This is a genomic window from Paenibacillus sp. NAIST15-1 (assembly GCF_001894745.1).
Classification (GTDB): domain Bacteria; phylum Bacillota; class Bacilli; order Paenibacillales; family Paenibacillaceae; genus Paenibacillus_B; species Paenibacillus_B suaedae.
Genome location: NZ_BBYF01000017.1, coordinates 49503 through 72009, shown reverse-complemented (window position 1 = coordinate 72009; position 22507 = coordinate 49503). Strand labels below are relative to the sequence as shown.

The 22507-nt window shown below is 45.2% G+C and carries 25 protein-coding genes; 2 read left to right on the top strand and 23 right to left on the bottom strand.

The annotated features are described in order from the left end of the window. Nucleotides 1–96: 96 nt before the first annotated feature. From thyX to PBN151_RS24790, 3 genes are all read right to left on the bottom strand, one after another. Nucleotides 97–813 (bottom strand): FAD-dependent thymidylate synthase, encoded by a 717-nt coding sequence (gene thyX / locus PBN151_RS24800; protein WP_072731175.1) that lies wholly within the window; start codon nucleotides 811–813, stop codon nucleotides 97–99. A gap of 178 nt (nucleotides 814–991) precedes the next feature. Beyond that, the gene (locus PBN151_RS24795) at nucleotides 992–1402 is read right to left on the bottom strand and encodes a DUF1634 domain-containing protein (protein WP_083545320.1); all 411 of its coding nucleotides are present in this window, start codon (nucleotides 1400–1402) and stop codon (nucleotides 992–994) included. Next, complete coding sequence (locus PBN151_RS24790; protein WP_370510454.1) at nucleotides 1399–2241, bottom strand: sulfite exporter TauE/SafE family protein; 843 nt, start codon at nucleotides 2239–2241, stop codon at nucleotides 1399–1401. Before PBN151_RS24790 ends, PBN151_RS24795 begins: the two co-directional genes overlap by 4 nt. Nucleotides 2242–2386: 145 nt before the next feature. On the opposite strand from PBN151_RS24790, the gene PBN151_RS24785 reads away from it, so the two are divergent. Next, nucleotides 2387–2842 carry an Lrp/AsnC family transcriptional regulator gene (locus tag PBN151_RS24785; protein WP_072731171.1) on the top strand — a complete coding sequence of 152 codons (456 nt, stop codon included), beginning with the start codon at nucleotides 2387–2389 and terminating at the stop codon, nucleotides 2840–2842. 243 nt (nucleotides 2843–3085) lie between these two features. Here the strand turns inward: PBN151_RS24785 and PBN151_RS24780 are convergent, their stop codons facing one another. The 14 genes from PBN151_RS24780 to PBN151_RS24720 form a co-directional block, all read right to left on the bottom strand. Next, a complete protein-coding gene (locus tag PBN151_RS24780) occupies nucleotides 3086–3583 on the bottom strand; it encodes a GNAT family N-acetyltransferase (protein WP_072731169.1) in 498 nt (165 codons plus the stop codon). 51 nt (nucleotides 3584–3634) lie between these two features. After that, nucleotides 3635–5122 carry an MFS transporter gene (locus PBN151_RS24775; RefSeq protein WP_072731168.1) on the bottom strand — a complete coding sequence of 496 codons (1488 nt, stop codon included), beginning with the start codon at nucleotides 5120–5122 and terminating at the stop codon, nucleotides 3635–3637. A 129-nt stretch (nucleotides 5123–5251) separates the two neighbouring features. Continuing rightward, nucleotides 5252–6301: a helix-turn-helix transcriptional regulator gene (locus tag PBN151_RS24770; RefSeq protein WP_072731166.1), complete on the bottom strand. Its 1050-nt coding sequence runs from the start codon at nucleotides 6299–6301 to the stop codon at nucleotides 5252–5254. A gap of 35 nt (nucleotides 6302–6336) precedes the next feature. Beyond that, nucleotides 6337–6999, bottom strand: a complete 663-nt coding sequence (locus PBN151_RS24765) for a DUF1266 domain-containing protein (protein WP_072731164.1) — start codon at nucleotides 6997–6999, stop codon at nucleotides 6337–6339. A gap of 15 nt (nucleotides 7000–7014) precedes the next feature. Beyond that, nucleotides 7015–8331, bottom strand: a complete 1317-nt coding sequence (locus tag PBN151_RS24760) for a hypothetical protein (protein WP_072731163.1) — start codon at nucleotides 8329–8331, stop codon at nucleotides 7015–7017. 260 nt (nucleotides 8332–8591) lie between these two features. Then, on the bottom strand, nucleotides 8592–9215 hold the full coding sequence (gene yqeK, locus PBN151_RS24755; protein WP_072731161.1) for a bis(5'-nucleosyl)-tetraphosphatase (symmetrical) YqeK: 624 nt from the start codon (nucleotides 9213–9215) through the stop codon (nucleotides 8592–8594). A 276-nt stretch (nucleotides 9216–9491) separates the two neighbouring features. Beyond that, on the bottom strand, nucleotides 9492–11447 hold the full coding sequence (locus tag PBN151_RS24750; protein WP_072731160.1) for a TOMM precursor leader peptide-binding protein: 1956 nt from the start codon (nucleotides 11445–11447) through the stop codon (nucleotides 9492–9494). Further along, nucleotides 11444–13018 carry a hypothetical protein gene (locus tag PBN151_RS24745; protein WP_072731158.1) on the bottom strand — a complete coding sequence of 525 codons (1575 nt, stop codon included), beginning with the start codon at nucleotides 13016–13018 and terminating at the stop codon, nucleotides 11444–11446. Before PBN151_RS24745 ends, PBN151_RS24750 begins: the two co-directional genes overlap by 4 nt. A gap of 204 nt (nucleotides 13019–13222) precedes the next feature. Continuing rightward, nucleotides 13223–13957 (bottom strand): YfjL-like protein, encoded by a 735-nt coding sequence (locus tag PBN151_RS24740; protein ID WP_072731157.1) that lies wholly within the window; start codon nucleotides 13955–13957, stop codon nucleotides 13223–13225. Nucleotides 13958–14068: 111 nt separating this feature from the next. Next, nucleotides 14069–14626, bottom strand: a complete 558-nt coding sequence (locus tag PBN151_RS24735; RefSeq protein ID WP_072731155.1) for a GNAT family N-acetyltransferase — start codon at nucleotides 14624–14626, stop codon at nucleotides 14069–14071. A 13-nt stretch (nucleotides 14627–14639) separates the two neighbouring features. Continuing rightward, on the bottom strand, nucleotides 14640–14789 hold the full coding sequence (locus PBN151_RS31515) for a hypothetical protein (RefSeq protein ID WP_227775061.1): 150 nt from the start codon (nucleotides 14787–14789) through the stop codon (nucleotides 14640–14642). A 79-nt stretch (nucleotides 14790–14868) separates the two neighbouring features. After that, the gene (locus tag PBN151_RS24730) at nucleotides 14869–15747 is read right to left on the bottom strand and encodes a GNAT family N-acetyltransferase (RefSeq protein WP_072731153.1); all 879 of its coding nucleotides are present in this window, start codon (nucleotides 15745–15747) and stop codon (nucleotides 14869–14871) included. Between the two features lie 132 nt (nucleotides 15748–15879). After that, entirely contained in the window at nucleotides 15880–16065 is a 186-nt protein-coding gene (locus PBN151_RS31510) for a GNAT family N-acetyltransferase (protein ID WP_072731152.1), read from the bottom strand. Nucleotides 16066–16163: 98 nt separating this feature from the next. Beyond that, complete coding sequence (locus tag PBN151_RS24720; protein ID WP_227775059.1) at nucleotides 16164–16895, bottom strand: MerR family DNA-binding transcriptional regulator; 732 nt, start codon at nucleotides 16893–16895, stop codon at nucleotides 16164–16166. 261 nt (nucleotides 16896–17156) lie between these two features. Here PBN151_RS24720 and PBN151_RS24715 point away from each other — a divergent pair, with 261 nt between their 5' ends. Continuing rightward, nucleotides 17157–17495, top strand: a complete 339-nt coding sequence (locus PBN151_RS24715; RefSeq protein ID WP_227775056.1) for a DUF6022 family protein — start codon at nucleotides 17157–17159, stop codon at nucleotides 17493–17495. Nucleotides 17496–17748: 253 nt separating this feature from the next. On the opposite strand, the gene PBN151_RS24710 is transcribed toward PBN151_RS24715, so the two are convergent. From PBN151_RS24710 to PBN151_RS24680, 6 genes are all read right to left on the bottom strand, one after another. After that, nucleotides 17749–18165 (bottom strand): GNAT family N-acetyltransferase, encoded by a 417-nt coding sequence (locus PBN151_RS24710; RefSeq protein ID WP_072731288.1) that lies wholly within the window; start codon nucleotides 18163–18165, stop codon nucleotides 17749–17751. Between the two features lie 312 nt (nucleotides 18166–18477). Next, nucleotides 18478–19431, bottom strand: a complete 954-nt coding sequence (gene corA / locus PBN151_RS24705; protein WP_072731150.1) for a magnesium/cobalt transporter CorA — start codon at nucleotides 19429–19431, stop codon at nucleotides 18478–18480. A 320-nt stretch (nucleotides 19432–19751) separates the two neighbouring features. Next, entirely contained in the window at nucleotides 19752–20234 is a 483-nt protein-coding gene (locus tag PBN151_RS24695) for a GyrI-like domain-containing protein (RefSeq protein ID WP_072731142.1), read from the bottom strand. A 39-nt stretch (nucleotides 20235–20273) separates the two neighbouring features. Next, entirely contained in the window at nucleotides 20274–20822 is a 549-nt protein-coding gene (locus PBN151_RS24690) for a GNAT family N-acetyltransferase (protein ID WP_072731140.1), read from the bottom strand. 232 nt (nucleotides 20823–21054) lie between these two features. Further along, nucleotides 21055–21501 carry an NUDIX hydrolase gene (locus tag PBN151_RS24685; RefSeq protein WP_227775054.1) on the bottom strand — a complete coding sequence of 149 codons (447 nt, stop codon included), beginning with the start codon at nucleotides 21499–21501 and terminating at the stop codon, nucleotides 21055–21057. Then, the gene (locus PBN151_RS24680; RefSeq protein WP_083545318.1) at nucleotides 21501–22493 is read right to left on the bottom strand and encodes a 5'-nucleotidase; all 993 of its coding nucleotides are present in this window, start codon (nucleotides 22491–22493) and stop codon (nucleotides 21501–21503) included. Before PBN151_RS24680 ends, PBN151_RS24685 begins: the two co-directional genes overlap by 1 nt. Between the last annotated feature and the right edge of the window lie 14 nt (nucleotides 22494–22507).

Sequence of the window (22507 nt, the reverse complement as noted above, 5' to 3'; positions counted from 1 at the left end):
GAATGGACGCACCATATTGGAGTAGCCGAATACCAATATGGCTGCGTCCATTGCATACTCTCCTCAAGACCATATACATGCACTTGTTACCTGCATTTACTCCCCAATATCCTGCTTCAAGAGCTCTTGCAAGGAATGTGGGAAAATAGGTCTGCTAAGCTCCAATATCGCCTTCGCGTAAGATTGAATTTCCTTCTGAGCATCATGCTCCAGGCGTTGATTCAAGAAGTGAGCTACCGATTGCAGGGAGGCTGTCCAATACCAGCGCACATACATGCCATAGGAAGGCAGAAATAATCTAGCTTGCTCCGCGCATATGCCATCTTCTAGTGCCGCTTCATACTTGGCAACGCCAAGCTCGATGTAGTTCATCAGCTCGTCCGTGTGCTTCTGCCCGATTTCCCAGGATACAATGTCTCCACTGCCCTGCTTCGAATTCTCAGGCTTGCTTCTCCATTCCCCCTGAGACGGTATGTAGAAGGTAGGATCTTCAGTGATATATCTACGACTCGATTCATTCCAAGCCTCCAAGCTGTCGCCTGTGCCTTCCATATGGGAAGAACCTATGACATACTTCCACCACTGTCTAGCAACCATAAGCGGCGCGTACACTTCGAACTGCAGCATGACATGTCGAAATGGCGAGGTATGTCCTTCTCTAGCCAGAAATTGAATCAATCGAATATCCCGTTCACTTAGCTCCATCGATTCCTTGGCATAGGATACCCGTGCGGAGTTGACAACCGTCAAATCCGAACCCATCGTGTTGACTAACCGGACATACCCCTTATCTAATACTTGCAGCATAGACATGGCTACCACTCCTATCTAGTAAATGAGACGAAAAGAGAACATCAAGTTTCCACTCAATGCTCTCTTCATTTGGATACATATTCTATTTTAGTATACATGAATCCAAGTGGATGAACAGGTATTTCCTGGCGAATATTATTGACACTTTTCTCTGTTCAGGCACTCCTAACACAATAGATCACCCTGCACTTCCAATGAAAAAGCTGGCGACTAAGATCAAGAACACTATTATTGTTATTCCTACATACAAATAATCTTGTTCATGCAGAAAAACAAAAATAGAGATAAAGACCCGCAGTACTGGTGTAGCAATGAGCATAAGCAGTCCTGTCAGGATAATCGCATATGACTTCATTGATAATAGACCCGCATAAATTCCTGCCAGACTGGTTGGAAAGGTCTGCTCAGGATATCCACTGTCTCCAGAAATGAGGAACAGCAGCAAGCCAGCAAGGATCACCGCTGCACTAGCCAGTACCCCTACCCGAAGCCACTTGCTGACAACAATCTCTACCGCTTCCGATTTGTCATTGCGCATTTGTTCGATCTCGGACTGCTGTACGCTGCCTTCTCGCCCAAGCTCACTCATAGAAGTCCCCCCAATCCCTGTACAATCATCTGAATGGCCACATAAGCTAATACCGGAATAAACCATTTGCGAATCGTCTTGCTCTTCATCTTCTGCATGATTCTCGCGCCAGCCGTTGCCCCCATAAGAACACCCAGCGCCACCGGTGCCGAGATTGCCGGATCAATGTCACCACGGAACAGATAGACCCCCGCGCTTGCCGCGCCCGTAACGCCCATCATGAAGTTGCTCGTCGCACTCGATACCTTAAGCGGGAGCTTCATGAAGACATCCATCGCCATCACTTTGAAGCTGCCGCTGCCAATTCCAAGCAGACCCGATATGACCCCTGCCCCGTACATGACGCCGAATCCGCTGTATACATTGTCCACCTTATACGCAACCGTTTGATCCAAAGCCTTATCATAATACTCGCCTTGCAAGCGCAGCTTCTCCGCAACCGGATGCATATGTACATCCTTCGGCAGTTCATCATTCCGCTTCTTAAGCATAGTCCCCGCCGAGTATAGCAGCAGCAGACCGAAGATAATATACAGTACCGTAGGCGCCATGATTCCGCCTAGAAATGCACCGGTTATCGCTCCCACCGTTGTTGCAACCTCCAAGAACATGCCTACTCGCACATTCGTAATCCGATCTCGGATATAAGCGATCGCTGCCCCGCTTGAGGTTGCAATGACCGAAATAATACTTGCGCCAATCGCCGTCTTAATATCAACACCGAACAATAAGGTCAATGCTGGCGTAACTATAATCCCTCCACCCAGACCAAGCACTGCCCCGACGATTCCAGCCAACACGGAGATCAACAGTATTTCAATCGCTAGTAAAGACAACATCCTCTCCCCTTCCGCGCCATGTTCTTCCTCATACATATGTATACACTTTTTTATACATTCGATCAATAGATTACATCATTAACTTTACATTGTATGTGCTATAATGGGCTTAATAGGACAAGTACAAGTCGAAAGGGTTGATCAAATGCAGTTCCGTAATTTAGACGAAATCGATACACGGATTTTGCAGCTGTTATCCGAGAATGGACGCTTAAGCAATGCGGAGCTTGGACGAATGGTCAACTTGACCCGAGCGGCTGTTCGCGAACGAATCCATCAATTGATGGAGGATGGGATTATTGATCGGTTCACCATTGTCGTGAATCCGCTCAAGGCGGGCAAAACCTTGTCGATGTATTTCGATATTGAAGTGGATTGGGTGAAGCTGCAGCATGTCGTAGAACAGCTAAGATTAGCTGAGGAGATTACGAACGTGTATCAAATGAGCGGCAAGCCGCATCTGCATGTCCATGCACTGCTGGATGATCCGGAGCATGCTGAGCAGTGCTTGAGAATGCTTCAAGCGATTGATGGTATCACTTGCGTAACTAGTGAGGTACTCATTGCGCGGCATAAAGAAAGAGGCGGATTGTTAATTTAAACAGGTGCTTAGGTGCTTTAAATAAAACATAACTAACAAATAGCCCGCTCAGACAAATGGCTCGTGCATATCAGCCGTTCGTCAAGCGGGCTTTTTCATTTGCATGCTCATCTGTTCACTTCACACTTCCCCACTAAAAAAGCTACTGGTGTATGCAGCGATCCAGAAGCCACAAGCGGGGCGTAAAATTGATGTCGTTATTTAAAAATATTTTTTTCGGACAACGATTATTGAAACTCTCTTCTACTGAAGCTCAGTGGAGAAGCATTGGATCGGGCCGTCCCAGCCGTTTTCCCGAATCTCTTCATAGTTATCGTTTGTGTAGGCTGCAATTACCTTTCTCCAAAAATGCTGCGAAGGTACGTTCTCGTCAATCTGGCCAACTTTCCAATTCCCCTGAAACTGATCGAACAAAGCTGTTGCCGCATACTTTCCTACTCCCGATTGCCGATACTTTTTCATTACGAAAAATTCCGCCATCGAATAAACCGTTCTCTTGTCGTCATCCGTTCCCAACTTCCTTACGAGCGCTAATCCCGCAAGCTTCCCATTCACTCGAATGAAGAAAGGATATCTCCCTTCCTCTGTCCAGTAATGATCCAGATACATATATTCATATAGACCGTTCTCGTTGACGTCCTCAGGATCGTATTCACTGAAATCATATTTATACAGCTCCAGCAAATTGCGAAGCGTAGATTTTTGCTCGTACTCGACCTGATGCAGCGTGACCATACTCATGCCCTGCTCTCCTCCAATTCTAATGGTTTTCTCTCTTACTTCTCTCCATTTTCACAATGTATGCTTCGCTTTTGCCAATCGGTTATTCCGGCTATGATCCGGTAAAAAGCAGAGACAGACGAAAGTCGCCAATGCCAGCCCTCCGCAAGCACCAACTGATACAGAAAATGCGCGTACATAATCAGACAGCTCTGCTTCTACGAGTGCATGTCCAAGTACGCCGGAAAACACAATACCGATCAATGCCACCCCTAGCGAATTCGCCAAGTACATGCAGGTCGTGAATAGTCCTGATCCCGATCCTGCATCCTTCTTCGGAACTGTGCTCAGAACGATATTCGCAAGTGGTGTCGTGACCATGCCAAGACTGAATCCGTACATCCATAATAGGAGAAGATTACGGTAATCAAGCATTGCCCTCGCGTCATACAAGATAGAACCAATCAGCAGCAATATGCATATAGCCATGCCGATCGAGCCGAGCTTCAGTGTACCTATCCCCCATTTTTCTACGAAACGGGAGGATAAAAGAGAGGACAGAAAGAACCCGACCCCCAATGGCAGAAACACCATGCTTGTAGTTTGAACATCCTTATGCAGGCCGTATTGGACATAGTAGCTTAATAGGAAAAAGAAAGCGAACATGCCCAGGTACACGACAAGCACAGCCAACATACCTACGCGAAAGGAAGCATGCCGAAATACATCAAGATTCACCAATGGAAAGGCGTTTCTTCTCTTCGTGCGACACTCGAATACCACAAAAGTAATGAGTACACCAATACCGATCAGCAAGCAAAACCAAACCCACAACGGCCACCCCTGCCTCTGCCCTTCCGATAAAGGATATACAAGCAAAAATAAGCCACTTATGAGCAGAAGTGCACCACTCCAATCAATAGGCTGTTTCTCCCCGCTCGATTCTGGAATGATTGGCAGCAGCATCAGAACCAGCATACCGAATGGAACGTTAACAAAGAACACCATCCGCCAGCCAAGATCGAACAGGTTCCAGTTCACGATAAGGCCCCCAAAAATGAGTCCAAAAGCAAATCCAAATCCAATGATTGCACCATATATGCTGAACGCGATTGCCTTTTCTCGTGGCGGAAAGCTGACCTGCATCGTAGAAAGAACCTGGGGCTGAATGAGCGCAGCAGCCAAGCCTTGAACGATCCGAATGGCAATAAGCAGGGAAGGATCCGAGGTCAAGCCTCCAAGCATGGCCATGATTGTGAACCCGCTCACTCCAATAAGAAGCAGCCGTTTTCTTCCGTATATGTCACCCAACTTCCCGCTGATGATCAAGGCCACCGCCAAGCCAAGAGAGAAACCTGTAACGATTAGCTGCGCTTCAGCGAAGCTTGCGTTCAAGCTGTGCTGCATCGACGGCAGAGCAACCTGAATCATATAAGTGTTCAGTGAGATAAGCAGCGTCGGCAGCAGTACGATAACGAGTGCAATCCATCGTTTCGGATTCCCCTCTATTCGCTGATTACCATCCGTGTGTTGTGATGTAGTTGTCAAAATAGGAGACATTACGATTCCCTCCAGTAGTTAGAATCACATGAATACTCTAATTATGAGCCAATCATGTTCACATGCTCTACCTGAAGAGGGAGTCTTTGCCCCTATAGCGGAAATAATTGAAGAACCCTTCTACCTACATTAGGCCAAAGGATCCCCTTGCGAAATGGAAGAGTCGCCGCCATTCGAAGACGACCTTCGAACTTGATCCTGCTGTTCCAACTGCTTGAGGAACGAGCTTGGATTGCAGCCGTAATGCTTGCGAAAGGCTGCCGTAAAGTTGCTAACATTACTATACCCGACCGCGACGGCTGCTTCCCCTACATTCAGATGCCCCATTTCCATATGCCATATCGCTTTCTCGATCCGCTGCTTGCGCACCAGTTCGAATACTGTTGAGCCGAACAATTCTCGAAATCCTGCTTTCAGCTTGAATTCGTTGATCCCGACATGCTTGGAGAGTTCTCGTATCGACAAGGGCTGTTCATAGTTGTTCATTACCATTTCCCTTGCCTCATGAAGCTTCACGATATCATCGCGTCGAACGATTCGTCTCACTGTTCGATCATGAATTTCGTCAGTCTCTCCGAATAAGGCGAGGAATTCGATAGCTTTGCTCTCCATGTATAGTCGCTTCATCTTTCCCCGATAATTGCACCGAAGCATATCCGTTACACATCGATGAATGTCAGGTGTGACCGAATAGGAGTCAATACTGCCAAGGTGACGATGAAGCAATCTCTCCATGTTCTGCTTCTCGGCCGCATCAGCGGCATAGGCATACAGTTCATCCGGTGAAAATCTCACCTCGACCATATGATGGTGCATTCCTGCCTTTTTCTCCTCATATACCTGCACATCCTCCAACAGCAGCACATTGCCAGACTGCGGTTCCGTATGGCTTGCTTTTCCACCCCATTCGCAATACACTTCTCCGCTCAAACAATAACTCAGTTCAAACAGACGGCATGCCTCCTGAATGTGGAGCCTCATATCTTCCGCATAAGTGACGTCGGTCACCATGATTTCCATACCTTCACGGACGCGCATCCGGATCACACTGCCCGTTCCTATGTGAGGAGGAAGGAACACTCGCTGCTCCCAAGTGCTGCTTTCCATCTCACCATGAATCATTTCAGAATAACGCTCAAAATAATCATGGATGCTGGCTACATGAACCTCAGCTGCCATCTGATCACCTTCTATTCCACCTTGCTAGTAAATCGTCAAGCTAACCCCCACTTCGCCTTATCCATGGCCAATGTGCTCGATCCAAGCAGCAGCGAGGCTCTACTCGTAATGTGAGTCTGCATCTTCATTTCACTATCCGAGGCAAAGTAGCTATTGCCTGCAGCAAAAGCGGCAAGATAGTCTTCCCAGCTCTTAAAACAGTTTTGCAAATGGTGAGCCGCTTTAAGCTTCAACCCCCAAGCTTCTTCCTTGGTTAAGTAGCCGTAGGTAATTCCCATATTGCACATATAGATAGCCCAAGCCCCGCCAAACGCCGCAATTTCCCCGGAAGGAAGCTGGTGCAAAAATGCATTGACAATTATGACCTTGGCATGGTCAGGATGATCAACAGAGGATTCCACAAAACGCTTGCGAGAGACTGCATTGCGTGCAGCAAGACTCATATGCAGCTTCTTGTACTCCTTTCGCAGTCCATCTTCGAGCAGCCACTGAACTCGACTGAGCAATGATTCCTTATCTGTAACGCTCCAAGCGGAAAACGCCTTCTTCATCGAGCTTCTGCGCAGAATTCGATCCGTAAATGGAAAACCAAACGGAATATAATGATACCCCATCACACTGTCCGTACATACAGAAGAAAGACAACGGAAGTACAGCTCCAGTTGCTTTCTTTGTTGCTTATTGTATTCGCTTGGCATATTGGAGCCCTCCTTCTAGGTAGTCATCATTCGGTAAGTCTTGAACGTCTTCCAACCGTTCCACACCATTACTGCAAGCCACACTACCGTAACGACAAGAGGCACGCTTATAAATAGTTGAAGCCCGACATAGATGAGTAGGTATAGCCAAGTCAAGCGGAGATAGAAGTAGAGGAGAAATGATGAAATTTGTTTGCGTGCTTGTCTCTGTCCCTTTTCTTCCACTTCTTGGGCATATCTATATTTGTTAAATAACTTAATACCGTGAACATACCGTAAAATGTCATGAATATTGTCAATGTCATTGGATTGCTGGAGCTTCATACGCGCTTCCTTCAGGTGCCCTAATTGCGTATAACAATGAATGGACAGCATCAACGCATCTTGCTGATTCTCCTCAATCTGCAGCAAGCGGTTGCAGTCCGCCAAGGCAGCTTCATATTGTTCAAGCTTGTATAGGAGCTGTGCACGGTGCCATCGTCCCTCAAACTCATCGGGTTTCATCGCAATCACTTGATTGAAGCAATCCATTGCTTGCTCCATTTCGCCGATTGCTTCGAAGTATTTGCCGCGTATGAGCTCTAGGTCAGTATCGTCTTGGAACCATTCATGGGCCTCACTCAAATATGTGCCTACCTCTTCCAGTTCTCCTTGCATAAGCATATACTGCGCCATCTCACGCAGGTAGAGATAACGGTCAATATCAAAATCGATGTCCGCATCAATGAAACAATCATAGGTCAGCTCCATTGTACCGTTAACCTGTTCGAATATGTAATCAATGATTTCCCCGGCATGGCGTTCCCTTAATTCTTCCTCATGCTCTAGAAAACGGAAAGTCTTCTCCAGCACGGCCCATACCGCCATCGGAAAATAATGCTTCTCCTCAAGAAACATCACCATTTCATCACGTAACTGCGGATTCTTAATATCCCATTCCGCGTTCTCCTGGAACAAGGCTTTCCAAGATGAAGGCTGGATTCGATTTGCGAAATTGCTATACAGCTCAGATACTCGGACTAGAAATACCTGAATCGGATTTGCAGCATAAGGATAAGCTGTGCTCACAGCAACCTCTTCTCTTGCAATCGTCTTATGTACAAATGGATCTTCCAACCGTTCACCATGATCGTTCAGCCTCATGTTAGAAGCTTCTGTTGCTGCTGACCTTTTGCGCGCCAGCTTCAACGCTACTTCATACGCTTCATGCAGCATTTCTTTCCACTGTGCGTCATTTTCCGGATGCTCTAGCGTCAGCTTCTTCGCATAAGCGCTTGAGATGACAGAATCATCTTCCGTTGGCTCAATCCCTAATACATCCCATACATTCAAGTTACTCCATCCACCTTTCCCTCAACTCCAGCCGTTCCCAATATGCTTTGGTGGCTATTTCAATATTCCGATAGTCAATAGTAAAATCGAAAAACTTCCTTCAACCATTCTTTATTCTACCAATACCACAAGATATAATCCAATTTATACTAGATTCGAACTAAGTGGGAGCCCCATTTCTCTTTCAAATTTCCGGTAGCAGCTAACGAAAAATGGAGTGGTCTGACGCCTACTGCGTCAGACCACTCCACATTGCAACTTCATTCCGCATTCAATTGTACATGTAATTGTTCATAAGCATCTGCAAGCCAAGGGTGGATGACCTTCAGTGTGTCCTTGCGATCCCATAAATATTGAATATAAGCAAACGCCGCATGTTCCAGCGATATTGCGAGATTATGATGTAATTCCTCGATATAAGGAGGAATGCCTTGCTGATCCCATGCAATCTTGTCGGCAACAAATAGGACAAGATCAAGCTGCGAGGCATCGGCTCGCAGCGTAGTATGGCAGCCCACCGCATCCAGCACTTCGGCATCCTGAACGCCAAATATGTCCCGGGCCATCACCTTGGATAGCTTCTGATGGATGATCATCGGGAATTGCTCTTCTTCGGGCAGTATATCAATTCCTAGCTGCCTCGCCGCCTCAATGCGTTCCTCGTTAGGAAATACGGCGCTTATATCATGCAGCCATCCCGCCAATTCCGCTCTCTCCGGATCAGCATAATATAATTGCGCGATTCTTCTAGCTTCTGTCCCTACATCCATACAATGCTCTGCAGTGCCCGGGCTATGATTTGCGGTTAGAAACTGTTGAATATCCTGCTTCATATTTCCCGTGAACTCAATTTCTTGCACAAGCTTTTCAAATAATAGATGCATGATAGATATACCTCTCTCACTATGGAATGTCATCCCTATTAATCATTTATTTCTATTTTGAAAAAGAAATGGTCGGCTTCTTATCAGATAGCATTTAGAAATAGATCAAAACAGCGATTGAGCTCAACATATCCCAATCGCTGTTTCATGGAATCAACTTCTCATTCACTTATTTTACCGGTATGTTTATTTCAATACCACCTCGTTTTTGCGTCCTCATGCATGAATCATGAATAATCATTGGAGTCAATCCGAATGCCGTTCGTTCAACATCCCTTACGGAAATGGGTGCGGATAAGGGTTCAGTTCCTCACGTGTAAGCTTGCGATCCACATATCCAAGTTTCATCGGTACTTCCAACACTCTGTCAATCCCCTCCAATCGACGTAGATGGTGGCCAAAAGTCATTGGAAGCATGCCTGGAATCAGCACTTTCACGCAGTGTAGGCCATTGCGTAGCGTCTCGCTGGACGATTGATCAACAACAATCACGTCTAATTGCAATCGACGGAACACTTCAAGAACTTCCTCCAGCTCTTCTGTTACATCTGTACTGACCGGAACCACTGGTGTTTGGAATTCTTCGGCAAAAGAACGGACTGGACGCTGCTCCTCTAACAGAAAGTGAAGTCTTTCCGCTGCTTCTGGCAAACTGTACAGCAAGGTATGATCTTCCATCTGCTGTACCTCATACGGATCCATAAACATAGACAGTGCTTCCGAACCACGTTCCTTCCAACGTTTTTCAACCATGGAGATCGTCCCCGCAAGTTCATGGACAGCACTCTTAGCTGCTCGTATCGGGTCAAGATGAGCTCCCGCAGAACAGACTACACTCACTTCATGTTCTGGTGTTCCCCGAGCAATCGACCAGATGCTCGGAATCCCATTCTCCGTTGTTATGTTGTACAACAACACCTCATATCCTAAGACAGCCTTGATCCGTTGAATCATGAGGACCAGCTCCTCATCCCCTGAGGAACATGGATCAAGCCTTGGGCATTGGAGCTTCGCATACCAAGTCATTAAGAAGGCATCTCGTTCAACTACCTCAAATATGCCATACAACACCGCTTCTTCCAGACTGCCTCCTAATGCGCAGCCGTTAGAGGTTTCATACACGAAACTCCCTTCGTGCCCTAAGCTGTAATAGGCTACTAGATGAGGAACTAGAACGGGGCGTTCCTGTAAAAATGAATAACCCCACACCCATTCAATAGGAGTATCTGGATCAAAGGAGGCAAACGGAAAACCTTCCTGTTCGTATTGTTCTTGTGCATGAAGCCCAATTGTAGCAGGATCCATAGCAATTTCCTTCAGTTGGTTGTAACTATCGAACACAACTAGACGTTTACCGCGGGGTGTGATGCCGCAATAACGTTCCAATCCCTCTAATATGGCAGCAAGCTGACTGTTCATGAACGAATGGGAACGTCCCCCTGTCACCTCATCGTAATAGCCGAGCGGGAGATTGACGACTGCATCTGCAAATACAGAAGAAAGATGCAACTCTAAGTCGTTAAATAAGCCAGATCGACGATCCCAATAGTCGTTGAACAGAACCCCCTGTAATTCATTCATGGAACGACACCGATAGCTATTATCCAGCTTGGGAGATGGTTTAAGCACAATACTCGCTGCTTCCGGCGAATCTTCTTCTAGCTGGCCGCATACTGGACAAGCACCATAAGGAAGAATATAATGCCGCGTACAGTTCAAGCTGTGCAAGTTGATCATATAAATGTGACTGTCGGTACACAGACTGTGTCCGTTTACGCATTTCGATGTCTCCTCAACAAGTAACTGAGCCATAAATCGATACCCTGTCACTTCAATGTCCGATTCAACTCGAGGGACATAGTCAGGGTTAACCAGCATCAAAAGCATGTCATTAGTTGCATTAGTATTGCTGCCCGCTATCGACATTCTAATGTCTGCGCATTGGAAGCATCCGGATGCACCTGGCCAGTTCATTGGACCAACGAACCCTTCTTCCCCACTCAAATAAGCCGATATCCACGGAATTCCCGATTGCTGAAGCTTCTCATTCATTTCCAACAGCAAGCCAAGGTTTTCTTGATCCTGAAGCACCAATGCGATGCTCATACTTGTACTTGGAATTCCTTCATTGTGATTCGTCAATCTTGTTATGTTGTAATCGCATTGATCCATTAACTGTGCATATACGACATCCGCAAGTAATCCCTCTCCAATCACCAGGACAGTGTTCACGTAGAGCCCTCCTCTCTGAGCCGCACTCCACATACGAAGAATGCCTCTGTACCCAGGAAAGAACTGCTGTGTAAATCATATATTTCGAAGCACGAATCGTTCTTCTTGTTCTTCTCCAATACTCTTTGCACCGTTGCTATCCAATAAGCAGATGTGAACGGATAGGAAATATGAGGGATTGCGGCCGTGTTCATTGAATTATCTTCTTCGCATTGAACTAGAAATAGATCGGACGCATGCCCCTCAACCTGATTTAGCGCCTTCTGAAGGGCCTGGCGAAGCGCAATTGTGAAATCTACATCCACACTTCCATACCAATTATCCCTCGAATAGGCCCATACTACCGGATAACCTAGCAGCGGCTCCCCAACCGCAATAATAGACTCAACTCCCATGATACCTAGCGACTGCAAATAATACTGACAGCGGCTGTCTGCTACATGTTCAAATCGCAGTCGCGATACGATCATCTGACTCGCTCCGTGTCGGCTGCGGTCAATACGATCCTGCAACCGTTTCGTCAAGCATGCCCTAATTCCCCGTCCAACAGCTTCAGCTGCCTCACAACCAGCACCTACACCGATAGCAGCCACATGATCATTCCCCGATACAGGGAACAGAAACGGTAATAAACGTGCCGCATACGCTTCCAATCCTGCAAGCCCCGACTCACGTCGAGCCTCTTCATGTGTCAATCCACTGCATATGATTGCTGGCAGTAGTCGGACAAATGATTCAGATGCCGGATCAATCGGCTGAACCATGCATTGTGCGAGAGGAAGCTGCACAATTCCCGCCTCTTCCCATTTGTGAAAAATTCCAATTGAAGAGGAAGTCATATCTGCGAAGCTGGTATACCAATCTGAATCATTCATTCGCTCAGTACTTGCTGTGATGATTTCATCCACTGTAAATATACGGCAAGCCGCCTTACTCCCTCGTTCAACATCGATGAGATGTGAACGAATGGAATGCCAGCTCCCTGTTAAGCTGTTCGGATCAAGAATATAGCATTGATCTCTACAATTCCCGTCTCTTCCTGCTGTCACTTCCCGATGATATTCATGCACAACCAGATTTGTAAGAATATGAAGTGCCGTTAACGAGAAGCTCTGTTGCTCATTCTCACTTCGGAACACGGTCGGGTGCAGGCTCCGCCACACCGCTTCTGGTCGTGCTGTTCCGTCCACATCTAACAATGGCCCAACTAATCCAACCCCACGTAAGGTTATCGCAGACAGAAGGGGTTTCCCCTCCAATTCACATGCATCCTGAAGGTCTCTCCATTCAGCCAAATTATCAAGTTGGGCAGCGTATAGGATAAAACGGTATGGTCGAATAATACTGCGCCAATCTTGTTTGAGATCTCTCCGTTTCATCGTGACATTTGGGGTCAATCCTCCCTGTTCGTCAGGCTCCTGATATACCGCAAATGCAACATGATCGGGAGTTTCCGTGTCAGTTGTGCAAACCGTCAGTGTGAAGTTTCCCGCTTTATGCCAGGTTTTAACCAATGAATCCAGCATGGATCCCGAGCCAATAGCAAGTACTCCCTTCTCTTGCTTAGACATAAACAATCCTCCTTTCCCACAAACACCTATATTTCATTGAATTCGATTCGCTTCGTTATCGTGAATCCGACCTAGAAATGTCATTGTTAACGTATGTCGACGTCCGCTTCACTATGACTCGCGTACAGCCCAGTCCTACTGCAACAAAAAAAGAGCTGCCTCATGTCATTAGCGTAATGACAGTTGAGACAGCTCGGCGCTCCCTTACAAGAGCTTTATGTTCTTCTTCAAATCCTCAATAGATTGGATAGGCTTGAGTTGATCGTGCTCTAGATGAAGCATTTCGGTCTTTGAGATTTCATTTTTTTGAGTCCCTTTCGTCTCAGCTGCCCTAACGAAGACACCCATTGGTTGAGAGGTTCTCACCATATCATTGATTACCTCACGCAATTGCTCCAACACATGGTCGCCTATATCGACAGACTTCAATCGAATAAACAATTCAGGAACATCCTTGGGCTTTACCGGAATGTGCACCCCATCCTGATCCTGATCACCGCTAAGCCCTTCGGTAAGTGATAATGTGTAATATGCGTATTCAATCTGAATCGACTCAATATCTTGAAGCTTGAACAGATCAGGATGCTTTACTTGCAGTCCATCGCGAATAGATTCAGACCAATACACAAGGGTATAATCGTCTTGCAATCGCTTCCCAACATAGTTGCCCTCGGCGTCGAAGTCACTATCATCGTCCACACGAATAATCGCTTTGTTCGAATCCTTCACGTTATATACTTTCGCTGTATATACTTTAAATTTAAAATTATAAGAACTTCCTTCCGCTGCAACATCCATATTGTACTTTTGTTTCATATAATCGATTGCCTTCCGCTTTACTTCAGCATGTTTCCAAGGTAATCCTTCCATTTCCGTATAGACGAAAAACACAAAGGACAAAAGCAAGACAACAACCACAATCGATATTATTTTCTTCATGCAACACCTACCTAACCTAATTGTACACACTAGCTTCATTGTTCTCGCTTCTCCGCGTAACTGATTCGTGTACTACATGCGAGTGAGGGGTGTACAGTATCACTTCATCTTTTATATGTTTTCTGCATGATCCTTTTGAAGCTTGGCAAATAGAATAGCATCTATAAACCTGTCATTTTTGCGATAGCACTCCTGCAGCAATCCTTCTTGGTGGAATCCGGACTTCTCAAGCAGTTTTTGTGAAGCCGTATTTGTTCCAAACACATAGGCTTCGATTCGGTTTAATTGCATCTCCTCAAATCCAAATGCGACTATGCGGTTCAATGCTTCCGTCATCAGGCCCTTATTCCAATGGCTTGGATTCAATTCGTATCCTATCTCGGCTTTGCAATCTGCTCTCCGCCAGTTGTGATAGCCGCAAGTCCCAATGATTCTATCCTCCGATCGAAGTGCAATTCCCCAGCGAATGCTGCTCTGTCCTTCCTCAAATCGTTGGTTCCATCTCTCTATTAATTGTTCGGCTTGTTCAATCGCCACGAAATTTTCCAAGTTATAATACTGCGTTACTTCGTCCGTTGAGAAGTTCTCGAATAGATTGGGCGCATCCTCCGACCTGAGCTGCCGTAGAATCATTCTGTCCGTTTCTAATCTAGGAAATGTTGATATCATCTTGCTTCCTCCTTCAATTCTTCATGTTCTTTAATTCATCCAAGATATCCTGAAGCTGTTTCATTATCTTCTTATCATTATCAAGCTTCTTCTTGGTGTGAATTTCAATTCTGACGAGTGTAGCTAAGAAGAAAAACGAAATAATAAGAGCAGACCACTCCATATTCATTTCACCTCAGTTTACATTGTCGTTGACCAGCTACACGCGTATGGGCAAGACACTTCTGACCTAGTTCCACCCGTTATCCAAATATTTGCGCTGCAATCCCGTATAGTGTACGATTTCTTGCCGGCAGCTGTTGTGCATTCTTAATCATCACCGGAGGATGAGTCTCTCTCTCAAAACCAGCCTGTCTCAAAAGCTCGATAAATTCAGGTTGTTCCTCTGGCACATCAATACGAAGCAGCTTGCCCCGGTTACCTTCGGCCAAGTAATGAATCATGGCTGATGCCGCTTCCTGCTGTACAGCTACCACTGGTCCAAGAACGAGATACTTCGGGCCTTGAACGGCAAATCCATACCCGATCAGAGTACCTTTGTTATCCAGTACAACTACCCCCTGCTTCGCCTGTTTCCAGCGAGCAGATAGGAATGTCTCTCTGTCTGCTCCAACGGCCAACTGATCCAGTTCACGAATCCCAGGGAAGTGTTCCAACCCTAGCGGCATGGTACGCATTTCAGAGACAGAATCACTCCGATTAGATAATGTGTTGTAGCTAGAACATACAAGCTTATTGACGTACGACACGATATGATACCCCATGCCTTCATACAAAGGTCGGCCTTCTTCCGTTGCAATCAGCATTATGGTATCGCTGTTATCAACAGCGTCCATACAAGCTTGAACAACCGCCCTCCCTAAGCCCAGCCCTCTATAGCGTTGATCAACGATAACCATGCCAATGGTAGACAATCCAGGCTTGTAGGTAAGAATAGCAGCACTTGAAATAATGTCGCCTTGCTCATTGCGATGTCCCCATACCGTGCCAGATGACATAATCGTCTGAATATCCTGTTCATCATAATCCCACCCAATCGAAGCGGACAAAGCAATGAGTCCTTTAGTATCTTTCCTGTCGAATTGCTCCACAGCCAGTTGTATTCCCGTCTGCTTCTGCATCTTATCTATCACCTTTCTGTTTGCTTGAAATTGAAATAAAAAGAACCCCGCACATCAGATAAATATTCTCTAAGGCTGGGTTGTGGATAAAAATTGTGTATTCCATTATTATACATTCGATAGACGAGTAATTCAAAGCTTCAAACGGTAGAATTCACCATCCTGCGGGCGACACTCTCGCTTCAGCATTCCCATGATAATCAAGGTCTCATAGGAATGCGCCGTTCGAATACACTCTCTTAACATCCCTACTCGAAATCCCGCAGCTGCGTAGATATGCTTCACACGTACGTTATGCTCCTTCACATCCAGCCACAATTACATAACCAACCTTCCGGTTACTCATCGTGTCTATAATCAGATGAAGATAATCATCGCTTTGAATCGTGTCCACATGCTTTTCCCGAGGCCATGATCTATTCCTCAATTCCATTCTTCGAGCCTGGTTGAATGTTCCCTGTCGTAGACCTCGTCCTTGTAAACTGCATCAATTGGTAAAAATAAGATACCCCGCACATCTGGGACTCGATCATTTTATCTAAATAAGTCCTAACATTCGCAGCCACATTGATGAGCCCCTGAAGATCCGTATGTTTGACCAACGCAAGGGATTGCTTAAAATTCACAGTATCTTCTGAATACACGGAGCTTTGCAGCACTTGAATCAACCTGATTTTTAGCAAATGGGATCTACTATATCGGCGATAACAGTTGTCAGGGTTCCTATCCGCCGTTACATATCCTGCTTGCTCCCAGTAGCGGATCGCCGATTTAGGTGCCTGTGTCAGTTCGGATGCTTCGTTGATGGTGAACGGCTCTTCGTCATAAGGAGAACTATTTCGTTCAGCTTGTATACGAATATCCTGGATTAACCTCTCTAATTTCTCTTTTTCCTCATATAAAACGATTTCTGTGTCCCTAATGATCCACATTGCATCTTGCGGCTTGCCTTGACGGAGACAACGAACCACCTCGGTCGTTACTTCCATTCCGAATGCCGGGGCCATCGCTTGAATACACGACAAATAGGCTGCGTGCTGGTCTGTATAAATACGGTAGCCATTCGATGATCGTTCAGCTGGAGGTATAAGGCCTTTAGCCTCGTAATTCCTTATGGTACTGGCGCTAATCATGAATCTCGCCGCCATTTTTTTGGGACGCATCCTCAACGCTTCACCTCTCCTCATAACAAGCATTCAAGATTAAACAAAGTTATAAGGTTTTCAATAATAATGGTTGATATTCCTTCTTGTTTTTTGCTTAACCTTTGAATTGGCTTGCATGTAATACAATAGAATTGCATTGAAGTGAAGGAGGCGATTGTTGGTGAAGAAAGAATTTCTGGTTTTCCGGCAAGACATGACGATCGAAGAAATTAGTAAGACGGCAAACCGTTTTATCGAGTCCGAATGGAGATCATTGTACGAATTATGCCGTTCATATTCAAACAGCTGGAAGATGCCGGTTTCAGTACTGTGGAGAAGCTCGAAGAAAATGACTTCGTTATCGCGGAACGCTTGATTTTTCGCAACTCCCTTGAGAAATGGGGGACGGAAGACAACAGATCAAGAATATTTTGGAACGTAATCCATGACAAGCAAGGCAACGCAATCGGCACCATACTCACGGAAATTCCTCACTCCCATCTGAAATTCGACATCCCTTCTGCACCGGTCATTTACTCTCTGCAGGAGAGTCTGAAGGAGCGGATCGTGCAAGGAATCAGGCGAATTAAGGAATTAGGCTAGGCCCAATAAAATAGAGATGTATATTTCGGAAGAGAACACATCCATAAACAAAACAACTAAAACAAAGCATATATGAAACTAACGGGTTGAAACAAACAGGGAGCAGATTGCGGTATCAACTGCTTCCTGTTTTGCATTATTCGGCAGAAGGAATATATCTCCGGATAATTCTAGTTATACGCAATTTCATTCGCCTGCTCTTGAATCATTTGCTGAAAATGAAACCGTATCCTACCTCCTCTCCTCAATGCTGCTATTTCAGGCGCTTCAAAATACACAAAAATCGCTCTACGCCTGGATACTTCTCTCCAAGACTTGTAATCTCGAAGCCTACTCCCCGGTAAAAGCCGACTGCATCATTATCCGTTTCTGCTTCAAGTCTAGTGATATTATTGCTCTTCATAAATTCATTGATCATCGAGCGGCCGATACCTTGGCCTCTATGATTTTGTTTAACCGCAATATGCTGCAATACGGCTTCTCCGTACGAGTGTTTGCTAATTCCTATGAGTCCAACCAACTCCTCTTGAACCATCATTCCGTACAATTGCAGAGATTCATCGCTCTGATACATCTCAGCCTGTCTATTAATCTTCTCCTCATTAGGATACATGCATAGAGCCAGCAATTCACGCACTTGCTCCCAATCGGAAGAGCTTGCTAAGTTCATTATCGTGTCCATCCTTCATACTTCCCCCATGTAGCTCTTCTATTTTGAATACCAAGGAGAAGGTTCCATCGGATTACCCCTCCTTGAACGTTCAGAAAAATCATTCTACTCACAAATCCACAACGAATCAAAATCAACGAGAAACAATAGAAAAAAATCTCTAGCCGAACCCGCTCATGGGCTGCAATTTATTGCTAACATTATGGACAATCTTACATCGGGAGTTAGACTAACCTCTGTTCAAGCATATTCATCAGAAAATCTTGTCGTTGCTTGTCTATATTTCTTATTTCCCCAACAATAATTAGGGCCTTAATCAAACCAGCCTTTTCTTTTGAACCATGCGTACATTCCAATGCCGCCGCCAACGAGAATTCCCAAAACGATAAAATAACCCCATTTCCAATGAAGCTCAGGCATGTTATCAAAGTTCATACCGTATATTCCAACTATGAAAGTTAGTGGCATAAAAATGGTCGTTATGACAGTCAATGTCTTCATGATCGTATTCATTCGATTGGAGTTTAAGGACATATAGCTGTCTCTCATATCAGCAGTCATCTCACGGTTCGATTCAATCATTTCGGAGAGCTTCAGCAAATGGTCATAAATATCTGTGAAGTAGAGCATGTTGGTCTTTACGCCTTCGATGCGCTCGGAATTAATGATTCGGTACATCAATTCCCGCATCGGCAAGATCGTTTTTCGCAGTTTTAACAGCTTGGATCTGATTTCAAATATGTCGTTCATCACGCTTTGGATAGAGTCTTTCCCCTCTTTGGATTCAATGTCAGACAATTGATCTTCAAGCTGATAGGCCGCAGGGAAATATTGATCGACTAACTTATCAATAACCAAATGAGCCGCATACACATGGCCAGCTTCGAACAACTGCTGATTCTCCGCAATGCGATTCCATGCGTCGTCGATTTCCTGTGACGGATTCAAATGAAACGTTACAATAAAATTGTCTCCCCAAAACAAATCCACTTCTTCCGCCGCAAATGTATGAGGGTGGAGTGAGTGCAGAACAAAAAAATGAGTGTTTTCATAATGATCAACTTTCGGCCGCTGCAGCAAATGATGCAAGCAATCTTCAACTGCCAGCGGGTGGAAATGAAAATACTGCTCCAGGAGCAACGCTTCTTCAGGCGAAGGTTCATTGAAGTCGACCCAGTACCACTTTGCTTGTATCTGCTTAAGCTCCTCTAAGGTAATATCCCTTCTCAATTCTAACTTATCCGTCACAGCCAATACACGAATCATAGTACATCGATCCCCTCAAGTTAGTTAAATGACATTCAGATAAAATAGGATCCAGTTGTATTATGTGTCATAATCATAACTTACTGCGTATAAATCGGACGACCATTCAGGCGATATGCTTTCCATACCTTTTGAAAGGTGAAATACAGTCTCACTTTGAGACTTGCTCGCCATAGTTTGTACCGATTCGACCCCAGCTGATTTTGTTAGTTCATAAATTTGAGAAATCGATAAAAATGAAAATTTGTATATCCGATTTACCTTACTGACATCTAAGATTTGATTTTTGCTATTCCAAACGGCGTTCATCCCCACGCTCTTCACGATTTTGATTTTACAGGCAGCATCAACTCGATAATTTCTTCTCCTTGATCGCCTTCGACAGATACTCTTCGAATTTCAATGCCGTATGAATCAGCAAGTTCATAGGTTGATTGCTTAATCCAGTTATATAAAAAGTCATAGACTCGATAAGCTTCATGAGGTTGTCCTTGATAGGCAGCTCGAACATAAGTGCTGGCAGGAAGGGTAATCGAACTCATTCCTTCGGGGATGTTTTCTAATGAAGATACTTCTAAAGCAGCCATCCATGTGAAGGGATCCGTTCTGTAATCATAATTGGGTGGATCGATAAAGATACCAATCGAATCATTATTCATTCGGTGTTCGATTTCACTTATCCGACTTTCGAATGCATCGTGAAGCTTCGGGATATTTCTTTCTTCCCGTTCAATTGGCAAGATCGCTTGTAAAGAAACACCTACTGCCATCATCGACCCTTTATCAACAAGTATTGCCTCCATGCCCGCATCTCCCTTCAATATATAGCATTTATACAACGATTATGGAACGACAACTCCAATTTCCTTTTGGTATTTGCTATGACCGTCTGTACTCCCTACCTTCTCAAAGCCTTGTGTCACGTAATACGCATTCAACTTCTCATTATCACCAACGCAATCCAGCCGGATATACTTCTTGCCAGAAAGAAATTGCAAGCCATTCTCTACCCACGCTACGATATGCTTGCCTATCCCCGCCCCAGCATAGTCTCGTGACACGGCCAAGCGATGAATCATTACAGAATCTCCTAGGTCGGTATCAGGCCAAATATGGAGATCCCACTCTTCTGGTTCCATGAGCACACAAACCGTGCCAATCACAGTATCTCCTTGCAATACAACATAGGCAGATCCACTGTCAATGCTCGCTGTAATATCATCTCTGCCGTATCCGTCAAGAAAATGTCCCCATTGTCTTATTCCCTTGCTGTGGAGCCACTCAGCCGTCTCTAGAAATATGTTCAGCATTGCCTCAAAATGCTCAGATGTCGCCTGGCAAATCAGATATTCCTGAGCTAAGTAATCTTGCTTGATGATCGTATTCTCCATTATTGTCACCTCGTATGATGTTCCACTTATTCCTCTTCTAATAATAGGATGCAAAACAACCCACATCTAGCGAATATCGAAAGGTGGGTTGCAGTACGTTTAGTTATGCAGCTATTCAAAAACGGATCTAAGGGATAGAACTCTCACGAAGTCCTCTTTTCTTCCTATCTCAGATTTTAACTATACCACATTTTCTCACAAAACAAAAGAACGAACGTTCGTATTTTTTCGTTCAAATGACAGCATCAAGCTCGAACAATAAGGATAGAAAAGGAGTAACTTTACACTTGGGCAAATCTTCAATGGCAATCCAACAAGCACCAAGTGAATCCTCCCCATCTCCGCCCACTCTCAATTCATGATCATTAGGTATGTCTACATTGTAAATGATGCCAATGTGGTGGAGCTCTTCTAACGTATCCTCAGCATAGGGATAAATCAGGGTGTAGGAGAGAGCGGTTCGTATCGTTCCCGAACAATTCGCGATTCCTGTTTCCTCTTCAATTTCCCGTAGCAGCGCTGCATAGGGCTCTTCTCCAAACTCAATTCTTCCACCCGGAAGATCCCATTTACCGGTATGCGGGCCTCTTGCTTTTTTGATCAGCAGGATTTCATTATTTCTCATCATCACACCATAGACTCCAAGGTGAGTATGTTTTATTACGCGGTTCTGACTCACTACATCTCAGCCCCTTCTGTTAAGAGGATCGATGCAAGTTCTCTGCTCTGTCGTGTCTCGCCTACTGCCTCAACATTTCTTACTCCGAACGGGACGTGGACGGAAGGTGCGATTCTCGCAACTCCTTCTATATGCCCAACCTGGTCATCAAAGAAGATGTGTGGTTTAAAGATTTTCAGTACCCGCTCCTTCTCAACTCCGCCTAAGAAAAATGCTTCATCAATCCGAATATCCAGCTTTCGTAGAGTGGAAATCACCCGTTCATGCGCAGGCGCATTCCGTGCCGTCGCGATAGCTACTCTTATTTTCGGTCGATAATTTGGATTCTCAATTCTACGATTGATCTCTCTCCGCTGCAGCTTGGAAATTTCGAGAAAGAAACGCAACAATGGCCCGGCAGGGAGCGGCTCTCCCGCCTTCAACCGCTCATGCTGGTGAAACAGCTCAATTGCTCCCTTTTCATATACAGCCTCTGCCGAATCATCTGCAATAATACCGTCGAAATCAAAGGCAATACGGAGCTCTTCATCTTCCTCATCATCAACATAATCAGTCGGATACACGCAACCCGCTGGCAACCCCAACTCAACGGCCTGCTTCACATCATCCTTATTGCCAGACAAGAAGAGCGACGCATTAAAAGCATCCATATATACAAACGGATCATTTCCCGTGACGAATACCGCCCGTGTAATAGGCAGACCATAATACTCTATCGATTTGAATACGCGCAGGCCGGTATCCGGATCATTGCGGGACAACAGAACGACCTCTACGGCTTGATCACCGATATCCGCATCGTTCAGACCGAGCAATCTCTTAATAAGTGGGAAAGCCACACCTTTATTCAGCACTCGCTTCTCATTCTCACGCTGATACTTCCGATATTCTTCTTCACCATGTTCCTGAAAAACAGCATCTGATTCTGTCAAATCAAACAACGCACTCGACGCTACAGCCACTACCAATTTATCTTGGATGTGATACCCCATATCATTTTCCTCTC